The 17394-nt window shown below is 49.2% G+C and carries 14 protein-coding genes and 1 pseudogene; 9 read left to right on the forward strand and 6 right to left on the reverse strand.

Annotated elements, in window-relative coordinates; translation table 11 throughout:
• The first annotated feature begins 22 nt into the window (after positions 1-22).
• The 3 genes and pseudogenes from trhP (at position 23) to BM292_RS08390 (ending at position 2224) form a co-directional block, all read left to right on the forward strand.
• A complete protein-coding gene (gene trhP, locus BM292_RS08380; protein ID WP_092857517.1) occupies positions 23-1366 on the forward strand; it encodes a prephenate-dependent tRNA uridine(34) hydroxylase TrhP in 1344 nt (447 codons plus the stop codon).
• Positions 1350-1526: pseudogene (locus BM292_RS08385) on the forward strand (YfhL family 4Fe-4S dicluster ferredoxin); the annotation flags it as partial. The gene trhP and the pseudogene BM292_RS08385, both read left to right, overlap by 17 nt.
• A 113-nt stretch (positions 1527-1639) precedes the next feature.
• On the forward strand, positions 1640-2224 hold the full coding sequence (locus BM292_RS08390; RefSeq protein WP_092857521.1) for a hypothetical protein: 585 nt from the start codon (positions 1640-1642) through the stop codon (positions 2222-2224).
• Between the two features lie 344 nt (positions 2225-2568).
• Here the strand turns inward: BM292_RS08390 and BM292_RS08395 are convergent, their stop codons facing one another.
• The gene (locus BM292_RS08395) at positions 2569-2835 is read right to left on the reverse strand and encodes a hypothetical protein (protein WP_092857523.1); all 267 of its coding nucleotides are present in this window, start codon (positions 2833-2835) and stop codon (positions 2569-2571) included.
• A 208-nt stretch (positions 2836-3043) separates the two neighbouring features.
• Here BM292_RS08395 and katG point away from each other — a divergent pair, with 208 nt between their 5' ends.
• Positions 3044-5200 (forward strand): catalase/peroxidase HPI, encoded by a 2157-nt coding sequence (gene katG / locus BM292_RS08400; RefSeq protein ID WP_092857525.1) that lies wholly within the window; start codon positions 3044-3046, stop codon positions 5198-5200.
• Positions 5201-5317: 117 nt separating this feature from the next.
• Positions 5318-6448, forward strand: a complete 1131-nt coding sequence (locus tag BM292_RS08405) for a GGDEF domain-containing protein (protein WP_092857527.1) — start codon at positions 5318-5320, stop codon at positions 6446-6448.
• Positions 6449-6468: 20 nt separating this feature from the next.
• On the opposite strand, the gene BM292_RS08410 is transcribed toward BM292_RS08405, so the two are convergent.
• Entirely contained in the window at positions 6469-7305 is an 837-nt protein-coding gene (locus BM292_RS08410; protein WP_092857529.1) for a LysR family transcriptional regulator, read from the reverse strand.
• Positions 7306-7512: 207 nt separating this feature from the next.
• On the opposite strand from BM292_RS08410, the gene BM292_RS08415 reads away from it, so the two are divergent.
• From BM292_RS08415 to BM292_RS08425, 3 genes are read left to right on the forward strand one after another with little or no spacing between them, the layout of a single operon-like run.
• Positions 7513-8688: an acyl-CoA dehydrogenase gene (locus BM292_RS08415; RefSeq protein ID WP_092857531.1), complete on the forward strand. Its 1176-nt coding sequence runs from the start codon at positions 7513-7515 to the stop codon at positions 8686-8688.
• Positions 8689-8715: 27 nt separating this feature from the next.
• A complete protein-coding gene (locus tag BM292_RS08420; RefSeq protein ID WP_092857533.1) occupies positions 8716-10911 on the forward strand; it encodes a thiamine pyrophosphate-dependent enzyme in 2196 nt (731 codons plus the stop codon).
• Positions 10911-11957: a malonyl CoA-ACP transacylase gene (locus BM292_RS08425; RefSeq protein WP_092857535.1), complete on the forward strand. Its 1047-nt coding sequence runs from the start codon at positions 10911-10913 to the stop codon at positions 11955-11957. Before BM292_RS08420 ends, BM292_RS08425 begins: the two co-directional genes overlap by 1 nt.
• On the opposite strand, the gene BM292_RS08430 is transcribed toward BM292_RS08425, so the two are convergent.
• The 3 genes from BM292_RS08430 to BM292_RS08440 are packed head-to-tail and all read right to left on the reverse strand — an operon-like array spanning position 11917 to position 14751.
• A complete protein-coding gene (locus tag BM292_RS08430; RefSeq protein WP_092857537.1) occupies positions 11917-12732 on the reverse strand; it encodes a mechanosensitive ion channel family protein in 816 nt (271 codons plus the stop codon). The genes BM292_RS08425 and BM292_RS08430 overlap by 41 nt on opposite strands.
• A 28-nt stretch (positions 12733-12760) precedes the next feature.
• Positions 12761-13744 (reverse strand): hypothetical protein, encoded by a 984-nt coding sequence (locus tag BM292_RS08435; protein ID WP_092857539.1) that lies wholly within the window; start codon positions 13742-13744, stop codon positions 12761-12763.
• 29 nt (positions 13745-13773) lie between these two features.
• Positions 13774-14751, reverse strand: a complete 978-nt coding sequence (locus BM292_RS08440) for a Vgb family protein (protein ID WP_092857541.1) — start codon at positions 14749-14751, stop codon at positions 13774-13776.
• 153 nt (positions 14752-14904) lie between these two features.
• Here BM292_RS08440 and BM292_RS08445 point away from each other — a divergent pair, with 153 nt between their 5' ends.
• Entirely contained in the window at positions 14905-15531 is a 627-nt protein-coding gene (locus BM292_RS08445; protein ID WP_092857543.1) for a LysE family translocator, read from the forward strand.
• Here BM292_RS08445 and recQ read toward each other — a convergent pair.
• Positions 15528-17381: a DNA helicase RecQ gene (gene recQ, locus BM292_RS08450; RefSeq protein WP_407681430.1), complete on the reverse strand. Its 1854-nt coding sequence runs from the start codon at positions 17379-17381 to the stop codon at positions 15528-15530. The two genes, BM292_RS08445 and recQ, sit on opposite strands and share 4 nt — an antisense overlap.
• Positions 17382-17394: the final 13 nt, after the last annotated feature.

Genomic DNA, 17394 nt, shown 5'->3' on the forward strand with positions numbered 1-17394 from the left:
CTGCAGTTTACACAAGGGTGTTATGTCATCACATCAATCTGGACCTGAATTATTGAGCCCCGCCGGCAGCCTGAAAGCCATGCGCTTAGCATTTGCGTATGGAGCCGATGCTGTTTATGCCGGCCAACCACGTTATAGCTTGCGCGTGCGCAACAACGAATTCGATTTACCGCGCTTGGAACAAGGTATTAACGAGGCTCACGCACTCGGCAAAAAGTTTTATGTGGTGGTCAATATTGCGCCGCATAATGCGAAGTTAGTTTCGTTTGTGGAAGATATGGCACCGGTTGTGGCATTAAAACCGGACGCTCTGATTGTTTCTGATCCTGGCATTGTCATGTTGCTCCGTCAGCACCATCCCGAACAGGCACTGCATTTGAGTGTGCAAGCCAACACCGTCAATTGGGCAGCGGTGCAGTTTTGGCAGCAACAAGGTATTGAACGGGTGATTTTGTCACGCGAACTCGAAGTTCGCGAAATCGCTGAGATCCGCGAAAAATGTCCAGATATGGAAATTGAAGTGTTTGTGCACGGCGCCTTATGTATGGCGTACTCCGGCCGTTGCTTACTCTCTGGTTACTTTAATAAACGTGACCCGAACCAAGGCGCATGTACGAACTCGTGTCGCTGGCCGTATCAGGTTCATGATGCCGCCGAAGACGCCGTTGGTCAGTTCAATCCGATTGATACGCCCGTGTTACTCACCGAACCACAGCGCCCTGGCGAATACATGCTGATGGACGAAGATTTGCACGGCACTTACATCATGAACTCCAAAGATTTACGCGGTATTGAACACGTTGAGGCGCTCACCCGTATGGGCGTGCACTCGTTAAAAATTGAAGGGCGCACGAAATCGCCATATTACGTTGCCCGTACCGCGCAAATTTATCGTCAAGCGATTGATGACGCAGTGGCTGGCAAACCCTTCAACCGAGGCTTGCTAACAGAACTCGAAGGTATGGCGAACCGCGGCTTTACCGAAGGCTTTCTGCGCCGTCATGTGCCCAGCGACACACAAAACTACGACACCAGCCATAGCCTTGGCGAACAACTGTTGGTAGGTGAAGTGCTTTCTACTAAAGGCGCTAACGCTTATGTGGATGTCAAAAATGCTTTTGCGGTTGGTGACACACTCATTCTGATGAAGCCATCAGGAAATGTGATCTTTACGCTGGACGAGATGCGCGACGCACAAAATGAACCATTGTTGCGCGCGGCTGGCGCCGGCCGTCAGGTTCATGTGCAACTACCGATTGCGCTCACGGATGATGATGCCCAGTTCAGTATGTTGATAAAACTTGGTGAGACGAAAACGCAACAAACCATTCCTGTCGTGGAGGTGACCAATGCCTGTAGTCATTGATAGCGATTGTATTAATTGCGATATGTGTGTTCCTGAATGCCCGAATGATGCCATTGCCATGGGCAAAGAACACTATGTTGTGGACGTGAATAAATGTACCGAGTGCGTCGGCTTCTACGACGAACCCGCCTGCATTCCAGTGTGTCCGATTGAGTGCATGACGCTCGTTGTCGTAAGTTAATTATAATTAACTCACACTATTCTATAAGTAGCTTGAGTTTCCAGAACACTAGACTAGTATTTGATTAACTTATTTAAGTTTAAGGAGTTAACATGGAAGTCTCAAATCGGAAACTAGTAATCGGTTGTTTACTGTTTACATTGCTCTTTTCAAGACCAGTATTCGCTGACGAAGCAGATGAAATTGAAGGCATATCTCTCGGATGTCAAGTAACATCTGTATTCATTGGCGGAGCATTAGTCAATGCAGGTTTAAGGATGTACAACTTATCTCAAAGTGTTTCCAGCGGCATAGCTGCCGTATCTGGTGCATTTGGCCCAAACGTTTTAGATGAAGTCTGCGATGCGACCGCCGAGGAAATGCTCCGATACGCACGGAGTCATGCTCCGATTGATTACGATTCCTATATAAGCGAAAACTGTAATGGTGATCCTTTTGGATGCACAGACCCGAGTCTTATCGTAAATTCTAACAGCTGTTCTACTTATGTTTTATGCCCGGATTCTCCCCTGAACTGTTCGTCCTTTATTGTTTGCATTGACCCGATGCTTGGAGAAAACGGCTTTTCTACTAACGACTTGATCGCCGCGACTAATTATCTATCAACTTCTTGGTTACAAGGGTTTTGGCATTCACCAAATTCCGAGGGCGGAAAGCAAGCGTGGGAAATCAACTAAAACTGTAAGTAAAGGGCAGATTATTATGTTTACTTACTATGAACTTTCAAAGCTATTCGCCTTAGGAGTAATCTTTGGGTATTTCCTTTATCGGAAGATGAGTAGACAAACTCTCAATAAACCATGTACATACACTAAGGGAAGTCTTGTTTATTGGCGAACCTTTGGCGAGATACTCCTAGGGGTGACTGTCGGCCTCGGAGCTTTTTCTATAATTTTTCAAGAGCTGCGAAGCATGACATCCTATCAACCAGTGTCGCTATATCGGCTTCTAGCTGAAGGAATAATATTATCCTTTTTCATTTTTGCGTCAGCAGTTATGCTTTTTCACATATCGCGAATTTTTAATACGACAAACAAGCGCTGAGGTGGTTCTGCCAAAATGCGGGAGGTTGCTTCATGGTGCGGCGACCTACGCTGATTTCGCACATGCACTGATGATTGATGCGCGCACGCGGTAACGGTAGCACAACCTCTGCATCGCCCAATAACTGGCCTTTGAGCCCCCACAATTGCTGATAGCCATCTTGTTCATGCAGAACAAGATGTGATGTTGGGTGCAGACCAATTTGCTGTTTCTGGCGGGTGGCGCAAGATTGACCACTGCGCATGGCGGGCAGCTTGTTGATAGGCTTGGCGTAATGAGGTCATGAGACTGTCTCTTATTCTTGAAATACTGGGCTATTAAACCGAGTTTCATCGAAAAAAGCTATTACGTTGGTCGTTTTTATTTACTTTGACTAGACTCATTATAAGCGTAGGGTAGAGTCATTATCATTGAGACGTGATGATGCTAACGAATTGAAACGAGGAGTTTTTATGAGTGACAATGCAGGCAAATGCCCAGTCATGCATGGCGGCAACACCGCTTCGGGCAAATCAAATATGGACTGGTGGCCAAATGCTCTCAATTTGGACATTCTTCATCAGCACGATCGCAAAACAAACCCTTTAGATCCTGATTTCAAATATTCTGAAGCGTTGAAACAGCTCGACGTGGAAGCACTGAAAAATGATTTAAAAGCTCTGATGACCGATAGCCAAGAGTGGTGGCCTGCAGATTGGGGACACTACGGTGGCTTAATGATTCGGATGGCTTGGCACGCAGCGGGCTCGTACCGTATTGCCGACGGTCGCGGTGGCGGTGGCACCGGCAATCAACGTTTTGCGCCATTAAATTCGTGGCCAGACAACGTTAATCTCGATAAAGCACGTCGCTTGTTATGGCCAATTAAAAAGAAATACGGCAACAAAATCAGCTGGGCTGACTTAATCATTTTAGCCGGCACGATGGCCTATGAATCAATGGGCTTGCCCGCTTATGGATTTGCCTTTGGTCGTGAAGACATTTGGCACCCGGAAAAAGACATTTACTGGGGTTCAGAAACCGAATGGCTAGGTAAAACCCGCTACGAAAAAGACGATAGCAAGACATTAGAAAACCCTCTTGCAGCAGTGCAAATGGGTTTAATTTACGTGAACCCAGAAGGTGTTGACGGCAATCCAGATCCGCTACGCACCGCACAAGACGTGCGTGAAACCTTTTTGCGCATGGCCATGAATGACGAAGAAACAGTCGCATTGACTGCGGGCGGTCACACCGTGGGTAAATGCCATGGTAACGGCAAAGCTGAAAACTTAGGTCCTGATCCAGAAGCCGCCGATGTTTATGAACAAGGTTTAGGTTGGAATAACACCAAAACTCGTGGCATTGGCCGTGATACTGTCACCAGTGGCATTGAAGGCGCGTGGACGACACACCCAACCAAATGGGATAACGGTTATTTCTACTTGTTATTCACTTACGACTGGGAACTGAAAAAGAGCCCAGCGGGTGCTTGGCAGTGGGAACCAATTAACATCAAAGAGGAAGACAAGCCGGTTGATGTTGAAGACCCGTCAATTCGCCATAACCCAATTATGACCGATGCCGATATGGCGATGAAGATGGACCCAGAGTATCGCAAGATTTCTGAGCGTTTCTATAACGACCCAGAGTATTTCTCAAAGGTATTTGCACGTGCTTGGTACAAGTTGACTCACCGTGACATGGGGCCATTGGCGCGCTATTTAGGCCCAGATGTGCCAAATGAAGAATTACTTTGGCAAGACCCAATTCCTGCGGGCAACACAGACTATGACGTTGCTGTCGTGAAAGCGAAAATTGCTGAAACTGGGCTATCGATTGCTGAGCTTGCCGCTACCGCGTGGGATAGCGCACGGACGTTCCGCGGTTCCGATTTACGTGGCGGTGCCAACGGTGCGCGCATTCGTTTAGCGCCTCAGAAAGATTGGGAAGGCAACGAGCCCGCACGTCTTGCGAAAGTACTCAGCAAGCTTGAACCGATTGCCAAAGCGACCGGCGCCAGCATTGCTGATGTGATTGTTCTTGGTGGTAACTATGCTGTTGAACAGGCAGCGAAAAATGCCGGTTTCAACATTGACGTACCGTTTACACCTGGTCGTGGCGATGCCACCGACGAGCAAACCGATGTGGACTCGTTCGAGCCGCTTGAACCAATTCACGACGGCTTCCGCAATTGGCTGAAGAAAAACTACACCGTGCAACCAGAAGAGTTATTGCTCGATCGCGCCCAGTTAATGGGGCTAACCGCGCCAGAAATGACAGTGCTTATGGGCGGTATGCGAGTGCTCGGCACCAACTATGGTGACAGCAAGCATGGGGTCTTTACTGACCGGGTTGGTAGCTTAACCAATGACTTTTTCGTCACGTTAACGGATATGCGTTACAAGTGGGAACCAACCGGTCGTAACAGCTACGCAATTAAAGACCGCAAAACCAATGAAACAAAATATACCGCATCGCGGGTTGATTTGGTGTTTGGTTCAAACTCGATATTGCGCTCATATGCCGAGCTGTACGCTCAAGACGATTCACAGGAAAAATTTGTGAAAGACTTCGTTAAAGCGTGGGTCAAAGTCATGAATGCAGACCGGTTTGATATCGCGTCTTAATAAACCTTCACATTCACGCTCTGTTCGTTCAACAGAGCGTGAATGTAAGTTCGATTGTGCGAAACAGACGAACAGGCTATTCTGGGTTCAGTTTGTTGTTAACCCCGAGAGAAGCATGTGTTCATTCATCTGCCGACATTAATTATTACGACGATTATTTTAAATGGTGTACTCGGAACAACACTGCTCGCAATTCATCGTGCCATCCCGTCCCAAAAGAGCTTCAAGACATGGGCGCTCGCTTGCTTCTTATTTGCGTTGGCAAACATTTTAACTGCCCTACGAGGCACTCTTGAGCAACCTTGGCTCACCATTTTTGTGGCCGATCTATTGATCATCAGCGTGCCATTACTCGCATTACATGGCATGCGGCAATACCGACAACAAACAGCTATTGCGCCCACGAGTATCATTCTGACGTTAACCGGTAGCGCCGTTGTATTGGTCGTTGCTCAAGCTTTCGCATCGATTGCACAAGCAATCACCGCTATCATCTGTGGTTTGATTTACCTATTTGCCGCCAACTATCTTCGCCATATTCGACCTACACCACGTGTCATGCGACACTTATTAATGGGTCTGTTTGGGGTGCATGGCTTGTTGATGTTAATGATGGCGGGCACATCATTACAGCACATTGATACGCATCAAAATTTATTAACCTCTTTACTCATGGCGCACTTAATCATGACGACCATGACAACGTTGCTGTTTCCTGTCCTCGCGTTTTCCCATAATGAACGTCAGCTTCTAAAGATTGCGCATTTAGATGAACTGACGGAGTTATTTAATCGGCGTGCGTTTTTTGAACAAGGTGCGCTACTTCTCGCACAAAATAAGCAACTGGAAAAACCGTCCTGTATCTTGATGATCGATCTCGACCATTTCAAATCGATTAATGACAAGTTTGGTCACGCAGCAGGAGATGCTTGCTTACGACACGTTGCTGACATTATCCGCAATCACATGCGCGAGCGAGACGTTGCTGCGCGTATTGGCGGTGAAGAATTTGCCGTGGCATTGGCAGATGTTGATCGTCAGCAAGCAGAAATGGTAAGCCAGCGTCTGGTTGAACGTATTGCTGCGCAACCATTTCTTTTCGAAGGTAACAGTATTGAACTGACTGTTAGCCTTGGCGGCATTTTGAGTACGCATAGCCGACGCGCGCTAAATGACTTGCTTAACGACGCTGACGCGGCGCTTTATGCCGCGAAAGCGAGTGGCCGAAACCAATTCAAATTTGCATGAGTGATTTGCGCGAATTCCGCTTAGCTTTGTTGTTGGCAAAGCAGCCGTAACCAATCTAATGCCGGTTGCCCCGCTTTTGAGCGCGGATAGGCCAAACCAATCGTGCGCTGTAATGTCACGTCTTGCAAAGGGCGTAAAACGACATCTTGGCGTTCGTGCAGCACATCAAAGTCCGGAACCAACGCGACTCCAACGCCCGCAGAAACTAAGCCCAGTGCATATTCAATCGTGTGAATGTCTGCGCGGATATCTGGCTGGATACCATTGCGAATAAGTTCCGGATAAAACTGCGACCAGGCATCGCACGGTGTCCGCTTGATCAAGGCGAGTCCATCAAAGTCTTCCAGTTGCAAACTTTGCTTCAGTGCTAACGGGTGGCCTGCTGGCAACGCAATCAAAAAATGGTCAGTCCATATCGGCAAAAACTGTTCGCCCGCTTTGAGCATTTTCGGCGTGATAATTCGCGCATCCGCTTCATCATCTGGCTCAACTAAGTGTAGCTCAAGCCCTTCAACTCCAGCGCTGAATTCACGTAGCAATTGACTCATCCGCTCCACGCCCAGCGCACGAATCAGCCCCAACCGAAATTGCACCCGTTTCACACTGTGCCGAAACGACGCCTTAAGCGACTGCATTTGACTCAGCAGGCGCCCTGCATGGCCATACAAGCGCTCACCATCTTCGGTCGGCGTGACGCCTCGCGATTGTCTGATAAACAGCACGGCGCCCAACTCATCTTCGAGTTGCTGCAACGCCGCTGACAAGCTGGGTTGCGCGACATGACAGGCGCGCGCAGCTGCACTAATGCTGCCGTTTTCGTACACCGCCACGAAGTAATTTAGTTGTCGTAAATCCATAGGTAAAAGCTATAGCTGGTTTAGTTTTTATATGATTTAACTTTACAACAAACAGGAGTAAAGTGAGAACAAATAAAAAAGCGTTGTTCGTTATTCGTGCGCTTCGCTGTTCGTCCGCTGCGCTATTCGAAGAGTGCGAAGCACGGACGAACAGTGAGTGAAACGAACGTACGAACAACGAATCACGTATTTAACAGAGGATTTCTCATGGCTCGTTTTCCTTTTGACTGGCAAGACCCATTCCAATTTTCATCCATGCTGAGCGAAGAAGAACGCATGATTCGCGATACCGCCCATCAGTACTGTCAAGAAAAGCTGATGACTCGAGTGCTCACCGCCAACCGCGAAGAGCGTTTTGACCGTGAAATCATGAACGAACTCGGCGAGCTCGGCTTGTTGGGCGCGACGTTGCCAGAAAAATACGGCTGTGCAGAAGTCAACCATGTTTGTTATGGCTTGATTGCGCGTGAAGTTGAGCGTGTGGATAGTGGCTATCGTAGTGCCATGAGTGTGCAATCGAGCTTAGTGATGCACCCAATTTATGCCTACGGCACCGAAGAGCAACGCATGAAATACTTGCCGAAATTGGCAAGCGGTGAGTGGGTTGGTTGCTTTGGTTTGACCGAGCCAGATGCCGGTTCTGACCCTGCTAGTATGCGCACTACGGCGAAAAAAGTTGACGGCGGCTATGTGCTCAAAGGCAGCAAGATGTGGATCACCAACTCGCCGATTGCCGATGTATTCGTGGTGTGGGCGAAGCTTGATGGTGAAATTCGCGGCTTCGTGCTGGAAAAAGGTATGAAAGGATTGTCGGCGCCGAAAATCGAAGGCAAATTCTCACTGCGCGCGTCGATTACGGGTGAAATTGTGATGGATAACGTCGAAGTGCCTGAAGATGCTTTGCTACCGAATGTCAGCGGCCTGAAAGGTCCATTCGGTTGCTTGAACAAAGCGCGTTACGGTATTGCATGGGGCGCATTAGGTGCCGCTGAGTTTTGTTGGCATGCGGCGCGTCAATACACGCTTGACCGTCAGCAATTCAACCGTCCACTGGCAGCAACCCAGCTTATTCAGAAGAAGTTAGCTGATATGCAAACTGAGATTACCATTGGTTTGTTGAGCTGCCTGCAAGCTGGCCGTTTGATGGATTTAGACCAGTTACCACCAGAAACGATTTCACTCATTAAGCGCAACTCATGTGGTAAAGCGTTGGATATCGCTCGCGTTGCCCGCGATATGCACGGCGGAAACGGTATCGCTGATGAGTACCATGTGATTCGTCACGTAATGAACCTTGAAGCGGTAAATACCTACGAAGGCACGCACGATGTTCACGCGTTAATTTTGGGTCGCGCTCAAACTGGTTTACAAGCATTCGGTTAAACCCACTCGGTCGCAGGAGGTTTCCCTATGGCTGCAGCAATGCACCCGTGGCTGGTGGAGTTTATCCAGCGTATTGATGACCGTCGCTTACCCCCGGCGCATGCCGCCGGAGGAGTTTTAAGCGATGCAGACTTATTTGATTTATTCGAGTCGCAACTCGACAGCCGTTTACTGGATTTACAATCACGGTTGATGCAAGCGGCTGGGCAAAGCTTTTACACCATTGGTAGTGCCGGCCACGAAGGCAACGCTGCCGTCGCCAAAGCATTACGCGTTACTGACCCAGCATTTTTGCACTACCGCAGTGGCGCATTCTTTATTCAGCGCGCCAAGCAATCGCCTGGAAGCACACCGTTATACGACATGATGCTCAGCTTTGCGGCCTCGGCCGATGAGCCGATTGCCGGCGGTCGCCATAAAGTACTCGGCAGCTTGCATTTAAACGTGCCGCCACAAACCAGCACCATTGCCTCACACGTGCCCAAAGCCATGGGTACTGCTTTTGCGATTGGCTTATCGAAGCGCTTAAACCATCAAGGCACATGGCCACATGACGCGATTGCGATGTGCAGTTTTGGGGATGCCTCAGCTAACCACTCGACTGCACTCGGCGCCATTAACTCGGCCAGCTGGGCAGCGTACCAGCAAATCCCAATGCCGCTGCTGTTGGTGTGTGAAGACAATGGATTGGGTATTTCCACGCATACACCCAAAGGCTGGATACAGCAGCAACTGAGTCAACGTCCGTCGTTGAAATATTTCTTTGCTGATGGCAGTAACTTAGCCGAAACCTATTTAGTCGCGCGCGAAGCAGCCGATTATGTGCGACAAAAACGTAAACCTGCGGTCCTGCATTTACGCACCGTACGCTTATTCGGGCATGCCGGTGCTGATGCGGAAGTGGCGTATCGAAGCAAACAAGAAATTGCGCTCGACAGCGAACGTGACCCATTGCTACACAGCTGTGCAGCATTGATTAGCCGAGGATTACTCGATCACCAACAGTTGATTGCTTATGTGCAACAGCAGCAGCAACGTATTGCGCGTATTGCAACACAAGCATCACAGCAGCCGAAGCTAGAAACCGCAGAACAAGTAATGGCGTCGATTGTACCGCCGCGGCGCAAAGGTGACTTCCCCGTGCCGGTAAGCGGTGAACAACGCGCTAACTTATTTAAGTGGGACAAGCACAATGCTGGGAAACCACAGCATCTGGCAAAACTGATTAACTTAGCCCTGCACGATTTGATGGCGCAACACCAAAACATCGTCATGTGTGGTGAGGATATTGCCAAGAAAGGCGGCGTGTATCACGTCACGCAACACTTGATGGAAGCCTTTGGTCCGAATCGGGTACTGAATACGGTACTGGATGAACAGAGTATTCTCGGGCTAGCGATTGGTATGGCGCAGCAAGGCTTTATCGCGATGCCAGAAATTCAGTTCTTGGCTTATGTGCATAACGCCGAAGACCAAATCCGCGGTGAGGCCGCAACGCTGTCATTCTTCTCCAATGGTCAGTACACCAACCCGATGGTAATTCGAATTGCCGGGTTGGCGTATCAACGCGGCTTTGGCGGACACTTCCATAATGACAATTCGTTTGCGGTATTCCGCGATATTCCGGGCGTGATTTTACTGTGTCCATCGAATGGTCGTGATGGCGCCTTACTGATGCGTCAGGCCGTTGATTTAGCCGCACGTGAGCAACGTGTCGTCATCATGCTCGAACCCATTGCGCTCTATATGACCCGAGACTTACATCAAGAAGGTGACGGCGGCTGGTTAAATGAGTATCCAGACCCGCAAGAACCAACACCAGCATTGGGCGAGCCTTCTATTCACGGTGACGGTGAAGAGCTTGCGATTATCTCTTACGGTAATGGCTATTACTTAAGCCGTCAGGCTGCGGCGAAACTGGCCGACCAAGGCCGTAAGGTTCGCGTGCTTGATATTCGCTGCTTAGTTCCGCTCCATGTGGATAAAATCATTGATGCACTGGCTGGCTGTAAAAAAGTTCTTATTGTGGACGAATGTCGCCGTCGTGGCTCACTGAGCGAGGAGTTATTCACAGCGCTGCATGAAACCAAGCCGGGTTTGTTCACTGTTTCGCGTCTGAACGCCGAAGATAGTTTTATTCCGTTGGGTAAAGCGGCTTATAGCGTGTTGCCGTCAACCGAGCAAATCATTGACCAAGCGAACCAATTGTTGGAGGCAAACTAATGGCTCATGAACGCAAAACAGCATTGGTTGTTTGCCCAGGTCGTGGCACTTACAACAAGCCGGAACTTGGTTCAATTTTGACGAACATCGGCGAAAACAAGCCTGAATTAACTCAATTATTGCATCAGATCGACGACGTTCGCACCCAGTTAGGGCAGCCAACGGTGACCGAGCTTGATCAAGCGCCACTATTTAAAACCTCGCTGCATCAGAAACCTGAGAATGCCGCCGCATTAATTTATGCCGGTGGTTACCTTGATTACCTTGCAATCGACGACCAGCGCTTCGAAGTTGTTGGTATTACGGGTAACTCCATGGGTTGGTATACCGCCATGGCAAGTGCTGGTTGTTGGGATATCGAAACCAGCGCACGGTTGGTAACCAGCATGGCGCAGTTAACCGCTGGTGGCGAAGGTGCGCAATTTATCTATCCGATTGTGGATGCTGATTGGCGGCCGCACCAAGGTTATATCGATGCCGTCAATGAACAACTCGCACGCTTCCCCGACGAGTTGAAAATGTCGATTCGCTATGGAGGCTATGCGGTGCTTGCCGGCTCTGAGACGGCCTGCACCGAGGCGGTTCGAGCGTTACCTCGGGTTGATGATCGGTTCCCGATGATTTTACCCGGTCACGCCGCATTCCATACCCAATTTATGAACGAAGCGTCGCAGCAAGCCCTTGAATTATGGCCAACCGCGGCATTTCGGGCGCCACAAGTACCACTAATTGATGGTCGTGGTCATATTTGGTCACCGCATGTGGTGGATAAAGCCGCTTTGCATCAATACACGCTAGGGCATCAAGTCACGCAAACCTATGATTTTACCCGTGCAATTCAAACGGCGGTGAAAGAGTTTGCGCCTGACCATATTATCTTATTAGGGCCTGGCGCTGGATTAGGTGGTGCCGTTGCCCAAGCGTTAATTGAAATGAACTGGCAAGGGCTGAACAACAAAGCCGAATTTGCAGCGCGCCAGCAAGCTGACGCGCCGTATGTGCTGGCTATGGGTTTACCGGAACAGCGTGCTCTGGTGACAGGTTAGCAAACTTAACTTCGATAGCGCGTAGGCGAGCTTTGCCGCGCGCTGTTAAATCCGTCATAAATTGAAACTGTTGACGTGGGTCAATCGGATACGCTTTTAAACGATAATGCGTGCCCCATGGCTGTTCGCTAATAACGACAGTAATTGGCTGTTTTAATTGCACATAAGGACTAGTTAAGGCCACATCTTCCAACAATTGCTTCACTTGATGCGCGTCGTGATCGGCCGTTAAGTAAAAGCTCGTCACGCACATCAGACTCGGTCCACCGTTATTGGCATTATGAATCAAGCCAGTCCACAGTTTTAAATGTGGCACAAACACCACCGTATCATCGGGTGTAACTAACTCCACCGCCCGCATACCGATATGTTTCACTTCGCCATAGGTGCCATCCACCTCAATCCAATCGCCCGGGCGATAAGGCAACTCGTAAACGGCAACAATGCCGGCAATTAAGCTGCTGACGTAGTCTTTCATCGCGAAGCCGATTGCTAGCCCTGCCGCACCTAATATCGCAATCATGTTCTGGACCGTGGTTTCAATTACCATCGGCACAATCCAAATCGTCGCCAAAACAAACACAACGACGCGTAAGGTTGGAATCATGGCTAATACAAACAACCGTTGTTTGCCATGTAAGTGCTCAGCAAGCCACGGAAATAACTTCTGGCTCAGCCAAATAATGGCAACCGAAACCGCAATCACCAATGCAATTTCGATCACCGCATCGCTGGTGACGGTTTTAAACAGACCGATGATTTTTTCTGTTTCCATACTGTGGTCCTAGTGTTTGCGTCTGTTGTTAAAATGCATCGACATAAAAACCGCGACTTTTAAGAAAATCGCGGACCGCTAAGTAACCATAAACGGTTACTTGCCATTGTTCTTCGTTATAACTAATCAGTCTTGCTTGTTGTAATTGCAATAACTGCACGTCTAGCTGAGCTGCCGCAATAGTTGGTAAAAGTCGCTGCAGGGCTGCACCGCTCAGGCTTCTGTGTAACAACAGGGAATACAAAACAAATGCGGTTTCGTCGCCACAGTCAGGTGGCATACTCGGCAAATCGTGATCATCATTTTGTTCGACGGCCCACAGTGCCAGTGCTAAGCCAACATTACCGAGAGCACGAGCGGCCAAAGCTTTGAGTTTTTTCTCATCAGCTTGAATACCGACTTGTCGCAATAACGCTTCGTTGGCAGCTGCAAAGCAGTAGACATTAGGAAGATGCACCGGCCATGCGCGTTGCAAAAATGCAAAGCTCCAGCTATCGCAGACCACCAGACCTTGCCCCAACTCGCCACGCATCAGCTTGGGTAACAACGTGCGAACAAAGGCCATGCCGTCTGTACGGCGCTGCCAGTAGTTGGCAAGATCATCAATCAGCCACTGCTCGGTCGCTTGGTCTTGCCACCAGGCATCGATATCAACGCCACTTAGCTGAGCTTCTGCAGGCGCCGTTAACTTATTCCAATGGTGCCGCTGAGCCCATTCACGGGCAATGGCAGCTGTGCCACTAAATGGCGGACTAATTAAAAACTTTATGCCAGCGTCACCCTCAGCACGCCATTCGCCAAGCGCATCTTCGAGCGCATCGGCACCAGCTTTTAAATCAAACTCGCGATACCCCGGAAAATCCGCTTGCTCTTCATCGTCAGCGGCTTCATCAGATTGCGGGAATAAATTTCGAATGTGCTGGAATAGCTGCTGTACGCGGGTGCTCGCAGGTGCATCTGGCCGCTCAAATTCGGCCAGACGAATCACCCGCCAGTGATTGTCAGATGACATAAAATCCGTGTCCTTGTATTACTAACGCCCTATTCATAGTAGGTGATAGTAGCACGCCCGACGGTATTTGCATCAGTACCAAACCAAAGTGCGCGGCTATCTGGATCGTAGACCATGTGGCGAATGGTGCCGCCACCACTTTCTACCTCAAATGGTTTGGTGAACGTTTCGCTGACCGAATCAAAACCGACGATACGATTTGGCTGAACACCGGTTTCAGCAGCCCATACATACCCGCGGTTATCAACCGCCATGGCGTAGGGCATCGCGCGAACGCCGGCTGGCATCGGCCATTCTTTAATTTCATCTGTGGCTGGGTTCCAACGTCCTAAATAGCCGCCAGCATAATCGACATACCAAAAATGGCCGTGTGCATCGACACCTAAGCGACGCGGACGGTTATTATCACGCGGCAGCTGAATCTCTTTAATTTCGTTGTTGTCATCAAGTGTTACGAGTTTATTCGTGCCAAACAACGTGGCCCATGGTTTACCCTGAAACACCACAAGACCATATGGCCGAGCATTTTTGGTCGGCACATCCCATAATGTGATGTTGTTGGTTTTGGCATCCATGTGGCCAATTTGATTCGCTCCTTGAGTGCTAAACCAAATATCGCCATTCATATCGAACTCCATGGTATGCACGTCGCGACGCCCTTTACCCGGCAACGGATATTGCGTGATTTCGTAGGTATCACGATCAATCTTGCCTATATGTGCACCTTTGTTGCCTGCATACCAAGCACCGCGATCGTCCACAATAATATTGTGTGGCCCTGCACCTTCCGGCAAATCAATACGCTTCATCTCACCGGTTTGCGGGTTTAGTACTGCGGCGTAATCTGAGCGCTGCCCAACAAACCAGACTTCATCTTCAGCGGCAACATAGGGGTCGCGCGGCCGCGAATTTTCCCATGGCACCTGCCATTCGGTGATTTCGAGTGTGGCATTAGCTGGTTCGGCCGGTGCGCCACTGAGCATCAGTGCTAACGTCATTGATAACATTACAACCTCCACTTCGATATTCGCTATTAGATATTGGATATTAGTAATTACTAAACAGCTTAGCCGAAATTAACGAAGAATTGATCGCATGTGACTCCGTGCCTTTGCTAATATCTAATATCTAATATCTAATATCTTTCTATGGCTTTTCTTATGTTTGAGATCTTTATCGCTGTCTTATTCTTTGCTTTCTCAACGACCATAACACCGGGTCCGAACAACGTCATGATCATGTCATCCGGTATGAACTATGGCGTTAAGGCTAGCATGCCGCACTTTTTAGGCATTTGTTTTGGCTTCCCCCTGATGGTGTTGCTGGTGGGGTTGGGTTTTGGCGTGATTTTTGATCGGTTCCCAAATTTACATCAGCTCATTAAAGTTCTCGGCGTGCTCTATTTGTTGTGGTTAGCTTGGCACATTGGTACTGCTGAGCCGCAAGCCATTAAAAAGGGCGAGAAAAAGCCGTTTACGTTTTGGCAGGCGGCATTATTTCAATGGGTGAATGCAAAGGCTTGGGTGATGGCTTCAGGCGCCGTCGCGGCGTTCACCACAGTGCATGGTTCGCCGTTACTCGAAGTATTAGCAATCACTTTGGCATTTTTGCTGATGGCGTTTCCGTGCGTAGGTGTGTGGTTAGTGTTTGGTTCGTTACTGCGCAAGATTTTGACTAATCCCATCATGCAGCGTCTATTCAATATCACCATGGCACTTATTTTAGTGTTATCGATTGTGCCTGTAGTGATGGAGTTATGGCGATATTACTTTGCGCCAGCAGTTTAAAAGCTGCTAATCGGTTCATCGTCGGCGTCTAAATAGGCAGTAATTGCGGCGATGAACTCTTGCCCGTAACGCTCAAGTTTTTTCTGTCCTACGCCAGTAATAGCGAGCATCGCCGTTTCATCGGTTGGATAACTGACTGCCATTTCAACCAAGCTGGTGTCGTTGAACACCACAAATGGCGGGACTTCTTCAGCATCTGCAATAGCTTTACGAAGCGCGCGCAAGCGGCGGAACAATACTTTGTCATAATCGCCACGGTCGGCTACACGAGGTTTACTCACCACCAGGTTAATGCGCGGCTCTGCTAGTTGTAATGCAACTTCACCACGCAACACGGGCCGTGCGGCGTCGGTCAGTTGTAACACACCAAATTGCTGCACGTTTTGAATCACTAAACCACGATGGATGAGCTGGCGAACCACACCTAACCAATATTCATGGCTTTGCTCGGCGCCAATACCATAGGTGGATAGCTTGTCGTGACCTAACTCCACCAAGCGTTGCGACTTACTGCCCCGCAATACATCAATCACATGATTCACACCAAAACGTTGGCCCACGCGATAAACGCAAGACAACACTTTCTGCGCATCCACAGTGCCATCATATTGGCGTGGCGGATCAAGACAGATGTCGCAGTTGCCACAGGGCTTGTCACGATATTCATTGAAGTAGTTCAGTAACACTAAGCGGCGGCAGGTCTGCGCTTCACTCATAGCTTGCATGGCGGCAAACTTATGCAGCTCAATACGGCGACGATCTTCATCGGGATGATCGTGAATGATAGATTTTATCCAGGCCGCATCAGATGGGTCATAGAGCAATACTGCTTCCGCTGCTAAGCCGTCACGGCCAGCGCGACCTGTTTCTTGATAGTAACCTTCGACACTGCGCGGCACATCAAAGTGCACGACAAAACGCACGTTAGGTTTGTTGATACCCATGCCAAAGGCGACGGTGGCTACCACCACATCGATATCATCGCGAACAAAGCCACGTAGCACGGTCTCACGTTGCTGGTGCTCCATGCCGGCATGATAACCCGCCGCTCGTAAGCCTTCGCGCTGTAACTTCTCCGCCAGCTCTTCAACTTTTTTACGACTACCACAGTAGACAATGCCCGAAGCTCCGCGCTGTTTTTTAATGTAGTCGGTGACTTGCTTGTACGGTTTATATTTTTCTTCAACCACATAGCGAATATTGGGCCGATCAAACGAGCCTTTATAGACCACTGGGTCATGCAAGTGCAGGCGACTGATAATATCGGCTTCGGTGGCAGCATCGGCGGTTGCCGTTAATGCCATAAACGGTACATTCGGCAAGGTCTCGCGCAATTGCCCAAGCTGCCCGTATTCAGGCCGGAAATCGTGCCCCCACTGCGAAATGCAATGCGCTTCATCAATCGCCACTAAGGTCACCGGCCATTGTTGTAGCAAACGAATAAAGAAACCTTGCATGGCACGCTCGGGGCTGACATAAAGTAACCGAATTTGGTTACTATTGAGCTGCTGCATGATGTCGCTGTTTTGCTCTGGGGTTAAACCGTTATTCAATGCGGCTGCCGCAACCCCCATGGTTTGCAGTGCTTCGACTTGGTCTTGCATCAAACTGATCAACGGCGAAATCACCACGGTTAATCCGTCTGAGTGCAATGCGGGTAATTGATAACAGAGTGACTTCCCGCCACCAGTTGGCATTAATACCAACGCATCGCGTTGCTGTTGCACGGCCTCAATTACCTGCAATTGGCCTTCGCGAAATGCGGTATAGCCAAACACATCGGCAAGAAGTTGTGACAGTGCGGACTCAGACAAAACAGCGTCTCCAATTGACGGCAAGCTCGTATTCACTCTATTGTATGCA

This window comes from Pseudidiomarina tainanensis (assembly GCF_900115255.1).
In the GTDB taxonomy this organism is placed as follows: domain Bacteria; phylum Pseudomonadota; class Gammaproteobacteria; order Enterobacterales; family Alteromonadaceae; genus Pseudidiomarina; species Pseudidiomarina tainanensis.

Bases quoted from the DNA above. Each gene is read 5' to 3' on its own strand.
- BM292_RS08425 (WP_092857535.1), top strand. From the start codon at position 10,911: ATGGCTCATGAACGCAAAACAGCATTGGTTGTTTGCCCAGGTCGTGGC.
- BM292_RS08430 (WP_092857537.1), bottom strand. From the start codon at position 12,732: ATGGAAACAGAAAAAATCATCGGTCTGTTTAAAACCGTCACCAGCGAT.
- BM292_RS08390 (WP_092857521.1), top strand. From the start codon at position 1,640: ATGGAAGTCTCAAATCGGAAACTAGTAATCGGTTGTTTACTGTTTACA.
- trhP (WP_092857517.1), top strand. From the start codon at position 23: ATGTCATCACATCAATCTGGACCTGAATTATTGAGCCCCGCCGGCAGC.
- BM292_RS08410 (WP_092857529.1), bottom strand. From the start codon at position 7,305: ATGGATTTACGACAACTAAATTACTTCGTGGCGGTGTACGAAAACGGC.
- BM292_RS08415 (WP_092857531.1), top strand. From the start codon at position 7,513: ATGGCTCGTTTTCCTTTTGACTGGCAAGACCCATTCCAATTTTCATCC.
- BM292_RS08445 (WP_092857543.1), top strand. From the start codon at position 14,905: ATGTTTGAGATCTTTATCGCTGTCTTATTCTTTGCTTTCTCAACGACC.
- BM292_RS08435 (WP_092857539.1), bottom strand. From the start codon at position 13,744: ATGTCATCTGACAATCACTGGCGGGTGATTCGTCTGGCCGAATTTGAG.
- BM292_RS08395 (WP_092857523.1), bottom strand. From the start codon at position 2,835: ATGCGCAGTGGTCAATCTTGCGCCACCCGCCAGAAACAGCAAATTGGT.
- BM292_RS08420 (WP_092857533.1), top strand. From the start codon at position 8,716: ATGGCTGCAGCAATGCACCCGTGGCTGGTGGAGTTTATCCAGCGTATT.
- katG (WP_092857525.1), top strand. From the start codon at position 3,044: ATGAGTGACAATGCAGGCAAATGCCCAGTCATGCATGGCGGCAACACC.
- BM292_RS08440 (WP_092857541.1), bottom strand. From the start codon at position 14,751: ATGTTATCAATGACGTTAGCACTGATGCTCAGTGGCGCACCGGCCGAA.